This is a genomic window from Clostridium hydrogeniformans DSM 21757 (genome assembly GCF_000686705.1).
In the GTDB taxonomy this organism is placed as follows: Bacteria; Bacillota; Clostridia; order Clostridiales; family Clostridiaceae; genus Clostridium_Z; species Clostridium_Z hydrogeniformans.
On sequence record NZ_JMLJ01000018.1, the window covers coordinates 43,347 to 62,291 of the forward strand.

The following is an 18,945-nucleotide window of genomic DNA, read 5'->3' on the forward strand; positions in this document are numbered from 1 at the left end:
AATCACCAGAGAATAAACTCTGGTGATGTACCATGCCTACTCTCTTATCTTCCAGGATAAACCTGCAGGATTTAGCACCGATGTATTTTAAATATACCGGTTGCCGGGTTTCATAGGGCCAGTCCCTCCACCACTCGTGATAAGATAATCCATTTATTGAATTTTAAGTAAATTATATTTCAATCTCAAATGAAAGTCAATACTATATGAGAAAATAAATTACAATATTTTAAAATCAAATTAATTGATGATATTTCTATATAAAATAAAAACACCAGAGAATAAACTCTGGTGATAATTCCAAGATTATTCTCTCATCTTTCAGGATAAACCTGCAGGATTTAGCACCGATGTATTTTAAATATACCGGTTGCTGGGTTTCATAGGGCCAGTCCCTCCACCGCTCATGATAAGAATCAATATTTAATTTAAATAGATTATAGGGCATTAAAACATAAAAGTCAATAAGGAAAATAAAAAATATATAAATAAAAAAATATAATCTAAAATAGAGTTAAGAGTAAAAAACAAATTATCATTATTTAATCTAAGGAAACATAAGCATTGTAAAAAATTAATTTGGAGCAAATCTTATATAAAATATGGAGATTATTTAAAATAGGAAGAGTTTTTAATAAAAAATCCACTAAAATGGGAGAATTTAAACTTGATTAAAACCGAGTAAAATAGTAAGATATAAATAGTAAAGTAGAGTAATTTAATCGGATATATATTGTATTAAGGAGTGAAGATTATGTCACAAGGACTTTTAAATATAGAGAATTTACATACAAAAGTTGAAGATAAAGAAATCCTTAAAGGATTAGACTTAAAAATAAATAAGGGTGAAATACACGTAATAATGGGACCAAATGGTGCTGGAAAATCAACATTAGCCAATACACTTATGAGTCATCCTAAGTATTCAATAACAGAAGGAACAATTGAATTTGAAGGTGAAGTTATAAATGAATTACAAGCTGATGAAAGAGCTAAAAAAGGTATATTTTTATCCTTCCAATATCCAGAAGAAATACCTGGAGTTACTGTTGATAACTTCATAAGAAGTGCAAAGGGAGCAGTTTCAGGAAAGCCAGCAGGAATGATGAGCTTTAAGAGATCATTAAAAGAAAAGATGGAAATGTTAAAAATGGATGAATCTTATGCTAAGAGATATTTAAATGTTGGATTCTCTGGTGGAGAAAAGAAGAAGAATGAGATATTACAAATGGCAATACTTGAGCCAAAACTTGCAATACTAGATGAAACTGATTCAGGGCTAGATGTTGATGCTATAAAGGTAGTTTCAGAGGGAGTTAAAGTTTTAGCAAATGAAGAAAGAGCTATTTTAATAATAACTCACCACAATAAAATATTAGATTATTTAAGACCAGATTATGTTCATGTTTTAGTTAACGGAAAGATAGTTAAAACAGGAGGCATGGAACTAGCTAAGGAAATAGAAGAGAAGGGATATGAAAACTTCAAAAAATAAGTTTTTCCTTATAAAGGTGGTGAATTAATATGGAACAAAGAAAAAAGACGCAATTAGATGATATCGAAAGAGGTATCTATGATATAAAAAATGAAGTTAGATATAGCTACAAAAGTAAAAATGGATTAACAGAAGAAATAATAAGAGATATATCTAAAGAAAAAAATGAACCAGAATGGATGACAAATTTTAGACTTGAATGTCTTCAAATATATAATGCAATAGATCTTCCAACATGGGGACCAGATATAACAGAATTAAATATTGATGATATAGCGACTTATGTAAAACCAGATACTGAGATGAAAGAAAGTTGGGAAGAAGTTCCGGAAGATATTAAAAAGACTTTTGATCTTTTAGGAATACCAGAAGCTGAAAAGGCATCTCTTGCAGGGGTTGGAGCACAGTATGACTCAGAAGTAGTTTATCACAGTATAAGAGAAGATTTAGTTAAGCAAGGTGTTATATACACTGATATGGAAACAGCAATAATAGAGTATGAAGATATTATAAAGGAATACTTTATGCAGTGTGTACCTCCAACAGATCATAAGTTTGCAGCATTACATGGTGCAGTGTGGTCAGGTGGATCCTTTGTTTATGTTCCAGAAGGAGTGGCTGTAGATATACCACTACAATCTTATTTTAGATTAAATGCTCCAGGAGCAGGACAATTTGAGCATACATTAATAATAGTTGAAAAGGGAGCACGACTTCACTTTATAGAAGGATGCTCAGCACCTAAGTATTCTGTTAATAACCTTCATGCAGGATGTGTTGAGTTATTTGTAAAAGAAGATGCTACATTAAGATATAGTACAATAGAAAACTGGTCTAAAAATATGTTTAACTTAAACACAAAGAGAGCAGTAGTTGAGAAGAATGGAACTATTGAATGGGTTTCAGGATCATTTGGATCTAAGGTTTCTATGCTTTACCCAATGAGTATATTAAAGGGCGAAGGAGCAAAATGTGAGTTCACTGGAGTTTCTTTTGCTGGTAACGGACAGAACTTAGATACAGGAGCACAGGTTATGCACTTAGCTCCACGTACATCATCAACAATAAATTCTAAATCTATATCTAAAGATGGAGGAACTGCTATTTACAGAGGTGTTGTAAATATATCAGAAAATGCTGTTCACTCTAAGTCAACAGTTTCCTGTGAATCTTTAATGTTAGATAATAAGTCTAAGTCAGACACAATACCAACTATAATAGTTGAGAATGATGAAGTAGACTTAGGACATGAAGCTAAGATAGGAAGAATAAGTGATGAGGCTATATTCTACTTAATGAGTAGAGGTATAAGTGAAGAAGAAGCAAAGGCTATGATAGTTAGAGGTTTCGTAGAGCCAATAGCTAAGGAGCTACCACTTGAATATGCAGTTGAAATGAATAACTTAATTAGTATAGAACTTGAAGGAACAATAGGATAGGAGGGGATAATATGGATATGAAGTTTACTAATATGAATACGGCCCCTGTTTTAACTTATAGATGGATGGGGGTTAATGATATATCTATATATGGATATTCCTGTCCTGAGATAAGAGATTTCAAAGGAACAACAGCTGAGGGAGTTTTCCAGGGAAATATAGAAATTTTAAGAGATAAAGTATTATCATGTAATGAGGATTATAAGATAGATGATAATTTAAAGTTTGGAGTATCTAAGGACTCAGTTAAGTTATCAGAGGAATATAGTAACTCATCTATGATAATAAAAACAAATAGAAATGAAAAAGATTATGAACCAATAAAGATTAAGCACATATTTAGTGATGATAACAAAACTTTAGTTGATCATAATATTATAGTAGCTGAAGAAAACAGCAAGGTAACTGTAATAATGGAGTACTTAAGTGATGGACAGGAAGAAGCCTTCCATAATGGACTTACTAAAATATTTGCTAAAAATGGGGCCGAAGTTACTGTTATAAAGGTTCAAATGATGAATAAACTAAGCTATAACTTTGATTCAAATGTAGCCTTTGTAGGTTATGGAGCTAAGGTAAATTATATAAATGTAGACCTTGGAGGAAAGTATAGTGTAACAAACTATGTTTCTAACTTAGAGGATACGGAAGCAAATGCAGATTTACGCTCAGTATACTTAGGCGATGGAGAAAGAGTTATAGATATAAACTATGTTATGAATCATATAGGCAGAAGAACTGAAAGTAACATAGAAACAAAGGGAGCTCTTAAAGATAAATGTAAGAAGATATTTAGAGGAACTATAGACTTTAAGAGAGGATCTGCAAGGTCTAAGGGAGTTGAAGAGGAATATGTAACTCTTTTAGATAAGGATGTTAAATCAGATGCAATACCACTTCTTTTATGTGAAGAGGATGATGTTGAAGGAGTTCATGCTGCTAGTGCAGGTAAAATAGATGAGAATAAATTATTCTACTTAATGAGTAGAGGTTTTGGAGAGAGAGAAGCTAAGAAACTTATAATTGAAGCATCATTTAGACCTATTATAGATTTAATAGATGATGAAGCTATAAGAGCTTCCATAGATGAAGAAATACAAAGGAGACTTGTAAATGCTTAATGTGAGTAAGATAAGAGAAGATTTTGATATTCTATCCCAAAAAGTAAATAATAAACCCTTAGCTTATTTAGATAATGCAGCTACTACTCATAAACCAAAGATAGTAACTGAAGCTATTAAAAGTTATTATGATAAGCATAATGCTAATCCTCATAGAGGAGCACATTATTTAAGTGTTATGGCAACAGAGGCTTATGAGGGAGCAAGAGAAAGGGTAAAAACTTTTATAAATGCAGATAAGGCTTTAGAAGTTATATTTACAAAGAATGCTACAGAATCATTAAATCTTCTTGCTTACTCTTATGGAATGAACTTCATAAATGAAGGGGATGAGATAGTTATATCTATACTAGAGCATCATAGTAACATCATTCCATGGCAAAATGTTGCAAGATCAAAGGGTGCTATTCTTAAATTCATGTATATTGATGAAGATGGAAGAATACCAGAGGAAGAAATAAAAAATAAAATAACAGAAAAGACAAAACTAGTATCAATAACCCATGTATCAAATGCTATTGGAACTGTAAATCCAGTAGAAGATATAGTAAAGTATGCTCATGAAAAAGGAGCTGTAGTTATTGTAGATGCTAGCCAAAGTGTACCTCATATGAAGGTGGACGTTAAAACTTTAGATGCTGACTTCTTAGTTTTTTCAGGACATAAAATGCTAGCCCCGATGGGAATAGGAGTCCTTTATGGGAAGGAAGAGCTTTTAGAAAAGATGCCACCATTCTTATATGGGGGAGATATGATAGAATATGTATGGGAGCAGAAGTCAACTTTTGCAGAGTTACCATATAAACTAGAGGCTGGTACTCAAAATGTTGAAGGAGCAGTTGGTCTTCATGCAGCTATAGATTACTTAGATAATCTAGGACTAGATAATGTAAAAGAAGCAGAAGAGGAATTAGCTTCTTATGCACTAGAGAAGATGAAGGAAATTCCATATGTTAAGATAGTAGGGCCTAAAGATATGAAGGATAGAGGAGCTGTTATATCCTTTGAAATAGAAGGAGTGCATCCTCATGATGTATCTACTATATTAGATAATTATGGTGTAGCTGTTAGAGCAGGGCATCATTGTGCTCAACCTTTAATGAAGTATTTAGGAATTAATTCAACCTCAAGAGTAAGTTTTTATTTTTATAACACAATTGAAGAGGTTGATCAATTTATAGAAGGATTAAAGAATGTAAGGAGGTGGCTTGGATATGAATCTTAATGATATATACACAGAGCTTATAATGGAGCACAATAAAAGTACTCATAATAAAAGACATTTAGAAAATCCTAACACCATAGAGCTTGGACACAATCCTAGCTGTGGAGATGAGATTTCCTTAGAAATGAAATTTAATGGAGATTTAATAGAAGATGCTTCATTTATAGGTAGTGGATGTGCTATATCACAAGCATCTACCTCTATAATGATTGATTTAATAAAGGGTAAGTCAAAGGAAGAAGCTTTAAATCTTGTAGAAACCTTTATAGGAATGATAAAAAGAGAGATAAAGAATGATGAAGATTTAGAAATCCTTGAAGATGCTATGGCATTTAAGAATATCTCTAATATGCCAGCAAGAGTTAAATGTGCAGTACTTGCATGGCATACCCTAAAGGAATCTATAAATAAGGTATAAAACCTAATATTAGTTTTTAGATATAGTTTAAGAAATTAGATAAGTATAAAGATAAGCTGGAAATATCATATTGAAAATAGTAAGTTATATTATTCATAAAAAGCTCTAAGGTTATTTAAGTTAACCCTAGGGCTTTCTTTATTATCATAGCTCATATGGTATATATTGGATGGGTGATGTATAATAATATTAATGTAAAAATGTAAATAGAATCTTTATTATGACCATTAAATTTTAGTAGAGGACTTAAAGGCTTAATATATATAATATTAGTAGGAGTATACCTTTAGGGAAGAGAATTGAATTAGAAATCTTGAAGGCTACTTCATCTACAAATTTTTTTATAAGATGTCATATAACTTATTATTTATTACTAGTAATAAATAATAGGTTATATAAATTTAAATGGGGAAGGGTGGGGTATATATGATTGATAGATTTACACTAAAAATTATTATGATTATATTTATGCTTATGGATCACATAGCTCAGTTTATACCAGGAGCACCAATATGGTTTCACTATATAGGAAGAGTAGTTGCACCTATATTCTTCTATCTATTGGTAGAAGGATTTGTATACACAAGGAGTAAAAAGGAATATTTTAAGAGGTTATTATATGCTGGATTGATAATGTTAGTTGGAAACTATATATTAACTCAATTTTTCTATAGTGGACAGAGCATAATAAATAATATATTTTTATCCATGGCATGCTCCGTAGGATTTTTAACTTATTATGAAAAGTTTAAGGAAAATAGAACCTTGGAGAATAGGCTTAAATGCATCTTATTTATTGGACTTTCTATGTTCACAGAAGCTTCTTTTATGGGAATACTTCTTAGCTTAATATTTTATAGTTATAGAAAGGATAAGAAGGCTTTATATATTGCCTATTCCTGTGTATGCATTTCCATGTTATTAGTATCATATTTAGTAACTAGAAATTTTCAATCTATAATGGATAATTATCAATGGATGATGATAGGCTCATTATTATTTATATGGCTTTATAATGGAAAAAAGGGAAGGGATTTAAGGTGGCTATTTTATGTGTTCTATCCAGCTCATGTATGGATATTATTTATAATAAGATGGTATATTTTAAAATAGATTAGTTTCTTCAAAAAACAAAAATCACTATGTTATATAGAGCCATAATGGTTTATATAACATAGTGATTTTTTTATAATATAAGGTAAGTTAGAAGGACTTTAAATTATTATATACTTATTTAAGATTTTTTCTAATAAAAGAAGGTAGCATTTTAGGAATTTTTGGAGAAAGATAATTTAAATCATTTTTAGTTATTCCTCTTAATAAAACTAAGCTATATCCATATACAGATATTCCTAAAATAATAGCTATAACTAAGAAAATCAAGTTAGAAAGTAAGCTCTCAGTTATAAAATTATTTAAAAATATTTTATTTAATAGAAGTAAGGCATATATAGTAACTGACATAAATAGAGAGGATATTATTGGTTTTAAGCTATATTTAAATAGAGAAATTTTAACATGTAAAACTTTATTTAAATATAATAGATTTAAAATCATAGGAATAAGATAACATAATATATTTCCTATGATGGCACCCTTTATATTTATGGTTGGTATGCTAACTAATATATAATTACAAATAATTCTAGTTAATATACTAATCATAGAAGATATAAACACAAATTTAAATTTATTTAAGCATTGAAGTATAATAGTTTGAATTTGAACTACCGACATAAATACTACAACTATAGCACCTAGTTTTAGGAGATCCCATCCTTGAGTTCTTCCAATAAAAACTACTTTATAAATAGGTTCACTAAGTATAAATAGTCCAACAGCAGATGGTATAGATATAATAAAGCATACCCTAAAGGTAAAACTCATCTTTGATTTGATTGACTTATTATCCTTTATTGCTATTGATCTAGAGAGGGATGGTACTACTACAGAACATAGGGAAGCTATAATTATAAGAGGAACACCAATTAGTGTTTTATATTTTCCAAGTAGAGCGAAAAGAGTATCTGAATCAAGGTCAAGTGAACCTAGTATATTTTTAACAATGGACATATCGATTATATCGCCCCAATATTGTATAGAAAGAATGAATGTTAAAGGTAGACTAAATTGTAATAGATTTTTTAATATGTATTTATTACTTAATGCTTCAGTCTTAACATTTACCTTAGGACCTTCTATGCGGTTAAATCTATGTTTTCTGTATATAAATATTACATAAATGGTAGCTACTAAGGTACTTAAGGTTGTACCTAGAGATCCACCAGCAGCGCCAGCTTTCACACCATATTTATATAATATATAGGTTAATACCACACTAAAAACCACATTTATAATTTGTTCGAATATCTGAGAAACAGCTATAGGGGTTACTAAATTTCTCCCTTGAAAATATCCTCTATATGAAACAAGTACTGATGTAATGACAAGGGATGGCATTATGGCTATTAAAGCTGGAATTGAGTCTTCAGCAGCTGTAATTTTTGATATAGGAACTATAAAAACTAATACCAGTACACAAATAATAGTAGATGAAAGTAAGAGCAAAGCTCTAGCCATTTTAAATGTTTTTAAAGCTGCCCTGTTATTTTCTAAAGCTATAAATTGTGATACTTGTCTACTTATTGCTGTTTGAATTCCTGAATTTGTAGATACATATATAGCAGTATATATAGTAGTTGCAGAAAAATACATACCATAACCATTCTCATGGATAATAAGATTAATTAAAGGTACAGAGAGTAGAGATAGTATTTTGCACATTATTCCTGAGATAGATAGTATAGCAAATCCTTTTGATGCTGATTGCGATTTCATAAGAATATCCCCCTAAACAAAGTAATTTGCTCTTAAATAAAAAAATACCATAAATGGTAAATTAATAACTAGATTATACCATGGATTTCTATTTATAGAAGTAAACTAATTATAAATTAAGAAGAGTATTGGGTAGTTAAATGAATTTAGGTAACTGCATCATATATTAAGGAAAAGTATTACAATGTGTTCTTCATTGAATAAAAATTAATATATATGAGAAATATAAATTGAAGGCTAATAGATGTGAATAGATAAATACAATTAAGAGATTTAGTCATAGTTAAATATTAAATAGAAGGAGATGGGTATTATGTCAAAGAACAAATTTTCTCAAAATGCAAAAAATCAAAGCATGATAGATAATTCAAATGATAGTGCAAACTCAAAAAATGGATTTAAGAGTAGTGGAAATAGTGCATTATCAGAAAATGCTAGAAATACAAAAGGTAAAAAATAAAGGCTCTTTATGAGCCTTTATTTTATGGAATATAGAAGGAATCTAACCTTCAGATGGTGTTCTTTCCGTCATCTGAAGGTTAGATGAATTAATCTAGGGTTGTTGCAACTGTTATCCCACACCTTTTAGAGGATGGGTAGTAAAGCTTATAGCCCATCAGATAAAATTACAATCCTTATAGTAACTTTCTATTTACTATTTCAGTTACTGCAAAGGTAGCCACATCATCAGCATATTTTCCAGGACCAAAGCCTGCATCATAGCCTAATTCTTTTGATAATTCATGGCTTATTCTAGGGCCACCACAGATTAATATAATCTTATCTCTTAAACCTTCAGCTTCTAAGAGCTCTACTAGCTCTGTTAAGTTTTGAATATGAACATTCTTTTGAGTAACGGTTTGAGATACTAATAATACATCAGCCTTAAGTTCTAGGGCCTTCTTAATAAATTCATCATTAGGAACTTGACTACCAAGGTTGTATGCATCAATCATATCATATCTCTCAAGACCATAATGCCCAGCATAACCCTTCATATTCATTATGGCATCTATTCCAACAGTATGAGCATCAGTACCTGTACTTGCTCCTACAATAACTATATTACGCTTTATATTATCTTTAATATATTCATTAACTTCTTCCATGGACATGGTATCCACATCTACAGTTTCAACATGAATTGATTCATAGTCTACAGTATAGTTTATGCTTCCATAAACAACATAAAAGGTGAAATTTTTATCCAATGCTTCATGATGAGCAACGTTTGGTTCTTGTAGTCCCATCTTCTTAGCTAATTGCTTTGCAGCTTCAGCTCCTTTATCATCATCAGTTATAGGAAGCGTAAAGCTTAGTTGAACTTTACCATCGTTTATAGTGTCACCATAAGGCATAAGTTTAGTAAGATCAAGGGTTTTATCAAAATCTTTTTTAGAAGTAGAATATAATCCTCCACTCATTATTCAGCCCCTCCTAACATTAAATCAATAAAGGGATTAAAATAATCACGAGACTTTTCAGTAACACCAGAAAGCCCTTTACCTCCATCTAATGGTCTTTTAACTCCACCAAAAATACCTTTTTCTAGAGTCTTAAATAATCCTTCTTTTTCTATTTCTTTTAATAGAGCTGTGGCATTATTAAGAACTTCATTGGCTCTTTCCTCCATAATACCACCATTTTTAAAGGTTATTTCAGAGCCTAAGTCTGCCATAGTATTTGCAATATATTTAGCATTCTCTATGGATAAAAACCTATCAGACATAAATGGGGTATGGATAGCTTCAGTAAGCATTCCAAGTAAATGAATCCTCTGATTTGTAAGAACTGTGATTATATTAAATAAAGCATCTTGAACTTGACCTCTAAATATATTACCTGTCATAAATTTAGTTGGAGGCATATATTTAAGTGGAGCATTAGGGAAGATTTCTCTAGCCATTTGTGCCTGGGCAAATTCATATAAGAAGCCATTCTTAACTTCAGGATTTATTTCAAAAGCATGTCCAAGACCTTGCTGTTCTGATGGAAGTCCAGCAAGAAGCGCAAATTGCTCATTCATAAGCTGTGATGCAAGAACTGTATGAGCTTCCTCAATGGCATCTGCAGTAGTTAAATAGTTATCTTCACCAGTATTTATTATAACTCCAGCAAATCCATTTATAACTCTTGAGAAAAATTGATCTACTATAGTTCTTTTCATATTTATATCCCTAAATAATATTCCATAGAGAGCATCATTAAGCATAACATCAAGTCTTTCAATAGCTCCCATGGCAGCTATTTCAGGCATACATAATCCAGAGCAGTAGTTACAAAGTCTTATATACCTTCCAAGTTCTTCTCCTACTTCATCAAGAGCCTCTCTCATAAGTCTAAAGTTTTCTTGAGTGGCAAAGGTTCCACCAAAGCCTTCAGTGGTTTCCCCATAAGGTACATAGTCTAAAAGACTTTGACCAGTAGTTCTTATAACAGCTATTACATCAGCACCTTGTTTTGCAGCTGCTATAGCTTGAGTAATATCTTCATAGATATTACCAGTAGCAACTATAACATATAATAAAGGACCAGTCTTATCTCCATAAGTTTTTAAAAGGTCATCTCTTTTAATTCTATTCTTTTTAATATCTTTAACAGTAGCCTTAGCTATAGGCATTATAGCCATTTTTATTTCAAATAAGTCAGAAGAATCTAAAGTAGTTAAATTTAGCTCATTTTTACTTACCCTTTCTGCTATTTCTTGAGGAGAAAGTCCTGTTTTAACCATAGCATTCCCTATAAAATAAGCAGCTCCTAAGGATAGAGCATTGTTTTTAACTAAGTTATCTACAACTACATTGGGTAGAGGAACCCCCACTTCATCTACACCATCTATTCCAAGTAATCTACAAACTGTTCTTTCAACAGCAACTGTTGTATGCATGTCAATAAATTTTTGCGTATCTAAAGCTATGTTTTTTGCAGATTGCCTAGCTTCTTCCACCACCTTAAAATTAAGGTTTAGTTTACTTTCCATATTTAATCCCCCTTTTTTAAGCTTTCATCATAAAACTTTTTAGAAATAGATATAATTTCATTATTAAGTCCAAGTAAAACACAAATGTTTAAAGCATCTTTAGGTACACTATTTTTATTTGAAACTAGCTCTAATCTATAATCCATATGCTCTTGTATAATTTCAACAGATCTGGCTTTGTTTAAATCTATCTTTCTTTTTAAGGAAGTAAAATCAAGATTTTTAAGCCCAATAACTTGATAATGAACCATTGAATTTTCTACTATATTGTCATAATGAGTAGAGATAATGCTTATAGATTTAAGAGAATTTAGATATATACAAAGAGATTTTACAAGAAACCCTCCCTCTTTAGGGTTAGTTCCTCTAGCAAATTCATCTAAAGCTATAAGACCATTTTTATCTTTTGCATGGGCTAGAACTTGTTTTAATTTAATTATCTCAGCACCAAAGGTAGAAAGACCTTGATGAACTGATTGAAGATCATCAGATATAAAATATATAAAATCTAAAATAGGTATTATGGCCTTATCACAGAATAAGAAAAATCCCATTTGAAATAAAAGAACATTTAATACTAATGTTTTAAGAGAAATACTTTTTCCACCCATATTAGCTCCAGTTATTATGGTAGTACCACTTTTAACTTCTATGGTTATTGGAACAAAAGCTTTTCCCTTCCCCTTTAATATAGAATCAACCTCTGGGTTTATGGCATTTTTAAGGTGTATATTTAAGTCCTCAGAGATAATAGGACGTGAACAATTAAAATTTATTGCAAGCTTTGATTTTGCAAGGGTTAAGTCTAATTTTCCTAATGACTTTATATTGATTTTAAAGTCAACAATATATTTTTTTATTTCAGAACATAGATATTTACGAACATTAAGTTCTTCTTCTTCCTCAAGTAGTACATACTTAAGTCTTTCTTCTTTTAATGAGAGTATTTCCTTCTCATCACAAGAAGAAAGAATCCTATTTTCAAGGGTTCTTTTGATTTTACGTATTTCTTTTAAGTTAGGTGAATATTTATCATAAATGTGGAAGGTAGGTAGTCTTCTTCCTTCAGGATCTAATAGTTCTAAGGTGTCATCTAAAGATATAAATCTAATGTGTTCTAAATTAAGTTTTGAATTTAATAAAGAAAATGATTCTATAAGTTCATTTATTATTAATGTGAAGTTTTTAATTTCAAATAACTCAACATCATCTAATATAGAATTGTTCTCACACCTTTTAAGAGAGTTACTTATATCCTTAAGCCTGCAGAACAATATTTCTATATTATCTATAAGAGTAGTCTCAAGGGTATAATTTTTAACTACCTTTTCTATATTATTTAGCTCTACCATTAAGCTTGTCTTAGACTTATTTGAAAATGGCTTTAAATTTCTTTTTAGTATCTCTCCAAAGGGTGTCATAACTTGAAGTTTATCTAGGATATAAGTAAAACCTATTTGATCTCTTTGAGATTTATCTAAAAACTGAATTTTAATCACCTCCTAATACATCAAAGACTGGTAGAGAAGTATTTTCCTTTAAGGCTTTAAGAAAGTCTATTCTATTAAAATTATAACCATAAGGTGATGTTGGATTGCAGGTAATACAAAGCAATGTTATAGGCTCTAATACTCTTAGAACACCACCTTTTATTGTTAATTTACTCAAGGTTTCTCGTTTTATAAATAGCTTAGTCCCATCATCAGCTATAATGGTTACATTTCTCACATTACATTCTTTTATCAAGTCATTTAGGAGCATATCTGATATTACACCTTTTACATAAATATAGGATATGGAAGAGTCAAAGTTATCTATTATTTTTTTAGAGGCATCTAATGATGTTCTTACATCTAAGTGCTTAAAGTCTTTGTTTTTATAGATTAAAGTTACTCTATGACAAGAGTTAAAGGATTTACAAAGGGTGAATATATTTTCATCTTCCACTTTACTTATGGATAGAAGTTCTGCCCCAAAAATTGTTCTATTAACAACTTTGTTCATGTCTCTATCTAAGGAAGCACCTGTAGATAAAATTGTGGCCTCAGTTATTGTTGGAGAGGCAAAGGTTTTTCTATTTAGAGCACCATCTACAATAGTTAAAGAGGCACCAATATCTCTTAGTCTTAGGCATATTTCATTCATTTGACTATTTAATGAAGGACCACCAAGATCTACATAGCCGTCGCTTAATGCTCTAAGTATTATTACTTCTCCCATTGAGGTATGAATACCGGTTGTTAATAAAATTTCCCTTGTAATATCACCATAATTTAAGCACTGTCTTGATGTTGCAATAAGACTACCACAGGGTACATAAATTCTAGGTTTTGAGGTGTTTGTTACTACATCAACATCCTCACCATCACGGCCAATTGAAGTAAGACCAAGAGGAAGTTTGTCTTTTCCTAGATTATTTATAATATAATTAAGCACTGTAGTCTTACCAACATTTTTATCCATACCTATTATTGATAAAAGAGAATATTCTTTTATAAGATTAATAAGAGGTTTATTTTTCATTTAAATTCTCCTAAATAAAACTAAACTTAATTCAGTAGCCTTTTAATTCTAGCTGAATTATCACTAAATTAATCCTAGGATTTTACAATCCTCATATCTAGTAAGGATATTAGGATTGTAAAACCTTTGGACTTATAATTAATAAGTTAAAAAATATTTATAATACAAACTTAGCATCCACTATTAAATATATAACTTTAATTCCCCACAAATTAAAATCAAAAATTATTAGTGTTGATTTCTTTCTTTTCTAGCTAGTCCCTCAGGCTCTAAGGACATCCTATCCCCTTGAGCAAGACTTGCAACACCAGTATATTTATATTCTTTCTTTCCAGTACAAACTTCACAATGGCATTCACTATGATATTCATCTGGCTCCATATAAGTAGTTATAACCCCTTCAAAGTTTCTAAGGATTACTTTGTTATGACTTTGAGATATAACGTAGTTAGGCATAACAGGAGTTTTTCCGCCTCCACCAGGAGCATCTACAACAAATGTTGGAACGCAATATCCAGATGTATGACCTCTTAATCCTTCTATTATTTCAATACCCTTAGCTACTGGAGTTCTAAAATGCTCAAGGCCCATAGAAAGATCACATTGATATATATAATAAGGACGAACTCTTATTTTAACTAATCCATGAACTAACTCCCTCATTATATGAACACAGTCATTAACTCCTTTTAATAAAACTGATTGATTTCCAAGAGGAATACCTGCATTTGCCATCTTTTCACAAGCAGCTTTAGCTTCAGCTGTTATCTCATTAGGATGGTTAAAGTGAGTATTAAGCCATATTGGATGATATTTTTTTAGCATATCCACCAATCCATCAGTTATTCTTTGAGGTAGAACTACAGGAATTCTAGAACCTATTCTTATTATTTCAACATGAGGAATCTCACGAAGTTTACTTACTATATATTCAAGCTTTTCGTCAGATACTAAAAGAGCATCTCCGCCAGATAAAAGAACGTCTCTAACCTGAGGAGTATTTCTAATATACTCAATTGCTTTATCTATTTGAGATATAGGTAGTGAGGTATCATGTTGACCAGCAAATCTTCTTCTTGTACAGTGTCTACAATACATAGAGCATTGATCAGTTATAAGAAGTAGGACTCTGTCTGGATATCTATGAGTAAGTCCTGGTACAGGTGAATCCTCATCTTCATGTAATGGATCCTCAAGATCTGCACAAGATTTATGAAGTTCCATACCAGTTGGTATTGCTTGTTTTCTTATAGGGTCATTAGGATCATTAGGGTCAATTAAGGATAAGTAGTAAGGAGTAATAGACATTCTTAGAGTTCCTAGAACATTTTTAACTCCTTCCTCTTCTTCTTCAGTTAAGGGTATATATTTTTTTAGTTCTTCTAAGGTCTCTATTCTATTCTTAAGCTGCCATTTCCAGTCATTCCACTGTTCATCAGTAACATCTTTAAATAATTCAAAGCGCCTATTAACTTTCATTTAGTATTTACCCCCTAGTAATCTGTAAGTATGATATAATTTTATTGGTGAATTTTTTTAACATTTAACTTCTCCTCTAACTGCTATATGTGGTTAGAGGAGTTTTTCTAGTCCCCTTAGATATAAATATATTTTTTATTAAAGATACTACATATAGTTCCCCTATAATGTACTTACTGTAGTATCTTAACTAGAACTTATATATATAATTTTTCAAAGATTTCTCTTAAAGTAGCGCTTTCACGAAGCTCAGAAAGAGTTATTTCAGCATGATCTTTAGTGTATCCATTTCCAACTATCATAGTTACATCTTTACCTACACCTTCAGCACCAAGAGCTGCCTTAGTAAAGCTTGTGGCCATAGAGAAGAAATAAACTATTCCATCATCTTTAACAGGTAGGATACAAGACATTTCAGTGTTTGGTATATTTACGCAGCTTATAGATATATCTACTTCACGTCCACAGTTTGCATCTAAAGTTTTAGTTAATACATCTATTGGTTTTCCAGCATCACTTATTATAGCTTCATGGCAAAGACCCCACTCTTTAAGACTTTTAGCTTGAGCTTCCTTTCTAACCATTGCTATAACACGACCTGTAGGTCCAACTCTTTTCATAGCTTCATAGCAACATAACATTCCAGACTTTCCAGCAGCACCAAGAATTAATACACTTTGGCCAGGCTTTACAAGTTTAGCAGTTTGAGCAGGAGCACCAGCTACGTCTAAAGCTGCTAAAGCTAATGTTTCAGACATATCACTTGGAAGTTTTGCATAGATTCCGCTTTCAAATAATATAGCCTTAGCTTTAACTTCAACTCTATCTATGTCTTTCTTAACATCTAAGATTTCCTCTATTTTAAGTGGAGTTAATGATAAAGAAACTAAAGAAGCTATTTTATCGCCAACCTTTAAATCTCTATCCTTTAAGTCTTCTCCTATTTCGCATACAGTACCTATAAACATTCCACCGGAGCCTGTTACAGGGTTTTGCATTTTACCGCGCTCATTTACAATAGCCATTATCTTTTCTTTTATTTTTGTTATATCTCCATTAGCCTCTTCTTCTATTTGAGTAAAGGAAGCAGAGTCTATATTAAGAGCATGTACATCAACTAATATCTCATTAGAGAATATCTCCATTTTATTGTCTATTTTATAAGCAGCTTGAGTTAAAACTCCTTGTGGTTCTAAAACTCTATGAGTTCCGTATTTACATCCTTTTGCCATTATTTTATCCCCCTCTAAAGTATTTATTTAATTCTTAGATATCCATGGTTTTTATTCCATCAGGTATAATTAGCTTAGCTTCAGTTAGAGATTGAATCTCTTCTATAGAAGATTCTTTGTGTATTTCACGAAGAACTAAACCTTCTCTAGTTACTTCCATGACTCCAAGCTCTGTAACTATTAAGTGCACTGCATTCTTAGCTGTTAAAGGAAGAGTGCATTTTTTTAATATTTTTATTTGACCTTTACCAGTATGCTGCATTGCTACAATAACTCTTTTTGCCCCAGTAACTAAATCCATAGCTCCTCCCATACCAGGAACCATTTTTCCAGGTATAATCCAGTTGGCAAGGTTGCCTTCCTCATCTACTTGAAGAGCACCAAGAACAGTCACGTCTACATGACCACCTCTTATTAAAGAAAATGAAGTTATACTATCAAAGAAAGCACCTTTTTTAGTTATGGATACATACTGACCTCCAGCATTTACTATGTCTATATTCTCTTCACCTTTATTAGGGGAAGGTCCCATACCTACCATTCCATTTTCAGATTGAAGAAATATTTCCATATTTTCTGGGAGAAAATTTGCAACCATAGTTGGAAGCCCAACTCCTAGGTTTACAAGCTGACCATCTTTAAGTTCCTTAGCAACTCTTTTAGCTATGATTTCTTTTATAAGCTTAGAATCATTAATCATTGCACTTATCCTCCTTAAAGATATAATCTACAATAACTCCAGGAGTGTGAATAAGATCAGGGTCTATTTCACCACATCTAACTAAGGTTTCAGACTCAACTATAACTAAGTCTCCGGCTAAAGCCATGGATGTATTGAAGTTTTTTGTAGTGCCCTTATATAAAACATTTCCAAAGTCATCTACAATACTTCCCTTTATTAAGGCGAGGTCAGCCTTAATTGGCATTTCAAGAAGATACTCTCTATTATTCACTGTTATAGTATCCTTACCATCTGCCACAATTGTTCCCACACCAGTTGGAGTTAATATTCCACCAAGGCCAGCTCCGGCAGCTCTGATTTTTTCAGCTAAAGATCCTTGAGGAATTAATTCAGCTTCAAGTTTACCTTCATTCATAAGTCTTCCAGTTTCAGCATTACCACCTATATATGAAGCAACTATTTTTTTAACTTGACCATTAGCTAAAAGTTTGCCAACTCCTTGATTTTCAAAGCATGTATCATTGCCTATTATAGTTAAGTTTTTAACATTCTTTTCAACTAAAGCATCAATAAGTTTAAGTGGGGACCCATTACCAAGAAATCCACCAATCATTATGGTCATGTCATCTTTAAATAAAGATTTGATTTCCTCTAAGGTTTTAACTTTGTTCATGATATTTACACCCCTTTTAAACCTAAAATTTCTCTTGCTTCTTTAGGAGATGCTATTTCACGTCCAAGTTCCTTAGATATTCTTACTACCTTCTCAACAAGTTCTGAGTTTGAGCTTGCAAGTTTACCTTTAGATGTGTAAACGTTATCTTCAAAACCAACCCTAACATGTCCACCAAGAACTATTGATACAGCAGCCATTGGGAATTCAGCCCTACCTATACCAGATACAGTAAAGGTGCTATCACAAGGAATGCTATGAGCCATAAAGGTTAAATCAAAAGGTGTAGCAGAAATACCACCATTAACACCCATAACAAAATTAAAATGCATTGGGCTTTTTATATAGCCTTTTTTATTTAGTCTTATTGCGCTATCAATCATACCTTTGTCGAAGACTTCTACCTCAGGTTTTATATTTAGCTCTATCATCTTCTCACCAAAATACTTTATAGTATTTTCAGTATTTACAAAGATATCATCTCCACCAAAGTTACATGTTCCACAATCTAGGGTAGCCATTTCAGGATTTAAATATATAGGCTGAAGTCTTTCTTCATCAGACATACCAACAGCACCGCCAGTAGAAGGCTGTATTATAACATCAGCACATCTTTCTTTTATTGCGTCTATACATTCTTTAAATCTTTCTTTACTCTGAGTTGGAGTACCATCATCTTCTCTAACATGAAGGTGGATTATACTAGCCCCAGCTTTATAACAAGCTTCAGCTTCCTTTGCTATTTCGTCTACAGTGTAAGGTACATTTGGATTATGCTCCTTTGTAACCTCAGCACCACAAATTGCAGCTGTAATTATAAGCTTTTCCATTAAAAAAACC

At 31.5% G+C, this 18,945-nt stretch carries 17 protein-coding genes and 2 riboswitches; of the genes, 7 read left to right on the top strand and 10 right to left on the bottom strand.

Annotation, left to right across the window (positions count from 1 at the left end):
* Nucleotides 1-41: 41 nt before the first annotated feature.
* Nucleotides 42-146, bottom strand: a riboswitch (SAM riboswitch).
* A 165-nt stretch (nt 147-311) separates the two neighbouring features.
* A riboswitch (SAM riboswitch) is annotated at nt 312-416 on the bottom strand.
* Nucleotides 417-754: 338 nt separating this feature from the next.
* From sufC to BR69_RS0111430, 6 genes are all read left to right on the top strand, one after another.
* Nucleotides 755-1,495, top strand: coding sequence for a Fe-S cluster assembly ATPase SufC (sufC, locus tag BR69_RS0111405; protein ID WP_027633315.1), 741 nt, complete (start codon nt 755-757; stop codon nt 1,493-1,495).
* Between the two features lie 29 nt (nt 1,496-1,524).
* A complete protein-coding gene (gene sufB, locus BR69_RS0111410) occupies nt 1,525-2,934 on the top strand; it encodes a Fe-S cluster assembly protein SufB (protein WP_027633316.1) in 1,410 nt (469 codons plus the stop codon).
* Nucleotides 2,935-2,945: 11 nt separating this feature from the next.
* On the top strand, nt 2,946-4,055 hold the full coding sequence (gene sufD / locus BR69_RS0111415; RefSeq protein WP_027633317.1) for a Fe-S cluster assembly protein SufD: 1,110 nt from the start codon (nt 2,946-2,948) through the stop codon (nt 4,053-4,055).
* Nucleotides 4,048-5,280: a cysteine desulfurase gene (locus tag BR69_RS0111420; protein WP_027633318.1), complete on the top strand. Its 1,233-nt coding sequence runs from the start codon at nt 4,048-4,050 to the stop codon at nt 5,278-5,280. Before sufD ends, BR69_RS0111420 begins: the two co-directional genes overlap by 8 nt.
* Nucleotides 5,270-5,698, top strand: coding sequence for a Fe-S cluster assembly sulfur transfer protein SufU (gene sufU / locus BR69_RS0111425; protein WP_027633319.1), 429 nt, complete (start codon nt 5,270-5,272; stop codon nt 5,696-5,698). Before BR69_RS0111420 ends, sufU begins: the two co-directional genes overlap by 11 nt.
* 426 nt (nt 5,699-6,124) lie before the next feature.
* Nucleotides 6,125-6,811, top strand: coding sequence for a TraX family protein (locus tag BR69_RS0111430; RefSeq protein WP_027633320.1), 687 nt, complete (start codon nt 6,125-6,127; stop codon nt 6,809-6,811).
* Between the two features lie 117 nt (nt 6,812-6,928).
* Here BR69_RS0111430 and BR69_RS0111435 read toward each other — a convergent pair whose 3' ends face one another.
* Nucleotides 6,929-8,536, bottom strand: coding sequence for a putative polysaccharide biosynthesis protein (locus BR69_RS0111435; protein ID WP_027633321.1), 1,608 nt, complete (start codon nt 8,534-8,536; stop codon nt 6,929-6,931).
* A 313-nt stretch (nt 8,537-8,849) separates the two neighbouring features.
* Here BR69_RS0111435 and BR69_RS21835 point away from each other — a divergent pair, with 313 nt between their 5' ends.
* A complete protein-coding gene (locus BR69_RS21835; RefSeq protein WP_160169950.1) occupies nt 8,850-8,996 on the top strand; it encodes a hypothetical protein in 147 nt (48 codons plus the stop codon).
* A gap of 175 nt (nt 8,997-9,171) precedes the next feature.
* Here the strand turns inward: BR69_RS21835 and kamE are convergent, their stop codons facing one another.
* The 9 genes from kamE to kce all read right to left on the bottom strand — a co-directional run bounded on the left by kamE (nt 9,172) and on the right by kce (nt 18,935).
* Nucleotides 9,172-9,960 carry a lysine 5,6-aminomutase subunit beta gene (kamE, locus tag BR69_RS0111445; protein ID WP_027633322.1) on the bottom strand — a complete coding sequence of 263 codons (789 nt, stop codon included), beginning with the start codon at nt 9,958-9,960 and terminating at the stop codon, nt 9,172-9,174.
* A complete protein-coding gene (gene kamD / locus BR69_RS0111450; RefSeq protein ID WP_027633323.1) occupies nt 9,960-11,516 on the bottom strand; it encodes a lysine 5,6-aminomutase subunit alpha in 1,557 nt (518 codons plus the stop codon). The genes kamE and kamD overlap by 1 nt, the downstream gene beginning before the upstream one ends.
* A gap of 2 nt (nt 11,517-11,518) precedes the next feature.
* Nucleotides 11,519-13,015 carry a lysine 5,6-aminomutase reactivase ATPase KamC gene (gene kamC / locus BR69_RS0111455; RefSeq protein ID WP_242840690.1) on the bottom strand — a complete coding sequence of 499 codons (1,497 nt, stop codon included), beginning with the start codon at nt 13,013-13,015 and terminating at the stop codon, nt 11,519-11,521.
* Nucleotides 13,008-14,039 carry a lysine 5,6-aminomutase reactivase subunit KamB gene (gene kamB, locus BR69_RS0111460; RefSeq protein WP_034849814.1) on the bottom strand — a complete coding sequence of 344 codons (1,032 nt, stop codon included), beginning with the start codon at nt 14,037-14,039 and terminating at the stop codon, nt 13,008-13,010. Before kamB ends, kamC begins: the two co-directional genes overlap by 8 nt.
* A 228-nt stretch (nt 14,040-14,267) precedes the next feature.
* Entirely contained in the window at nt 14,268-15,518 is a 1,251-nt protein-coding gene (gene kamA / locus BR69_RS0111465) for a lysine 2,3-aminomutase (RefSeq protein WP_027633326.1), read from the bottom strand.
* A gap of 197 nt (nt 15,519-15,715) precedes the next feature.
* Complete coding sequence (gene kdd, locus BR69_RS0111470; RefSeq protein WP_027633327.1) at nt 15,716-16,750, bottom strand: L-erythro-3,5-diaminohexanoate dehydrogenase; 1,035 nt, start codon at nt 16,748-16,750, stop codon at nt 15,716-15,718.
* Between the two features lie 34 nt (nt 16,751-16,784).
* The gene (locus BR69_RS0111475; protein WP_027633328.1) at nt 16,785-17,450 is read right to left on the bottom strand and encodes a 3-oxoacid CoA-transferase subunit B; all 666 of its coding nucleotides are present in this window, start codon (nt 17,448-17,450) and stop codon (nt 16,785-16,787) included.
* Nucleotides 17,443-18,105 carry a CoA transferase subunit A gene (locus tag BR69_RS0111480; RefSeq protein ID WP_027633329.1) on the bottom strand — a complete coding sequence of 221 codons (663 nt, stop codon included), beginning with the start codon at nt 18,103-18,105 and terminating at the stop codon, nt 17,443-17,445. Before BR69_RS0111480 ends, BR69_RS0111475 begins: the two co-directional genes overlap by 8 nt.
* Before the next feature lie 5 nt (nt 18,106-18,110).
* A complete protein-coding gene (gene kce / locus BR69_RS0111485) occupies nt 18,111-18,935 on the bottom strand; it encodes a 3-keto-5-aminohexanoate cleavage enzyme (RefSeq protein ID WP_027633330.1) in 825 nt (274 codons plus the stop codon).
* Between the last annotated feature and the right edge of the window lie 10 nt (nt 18,936-18,945).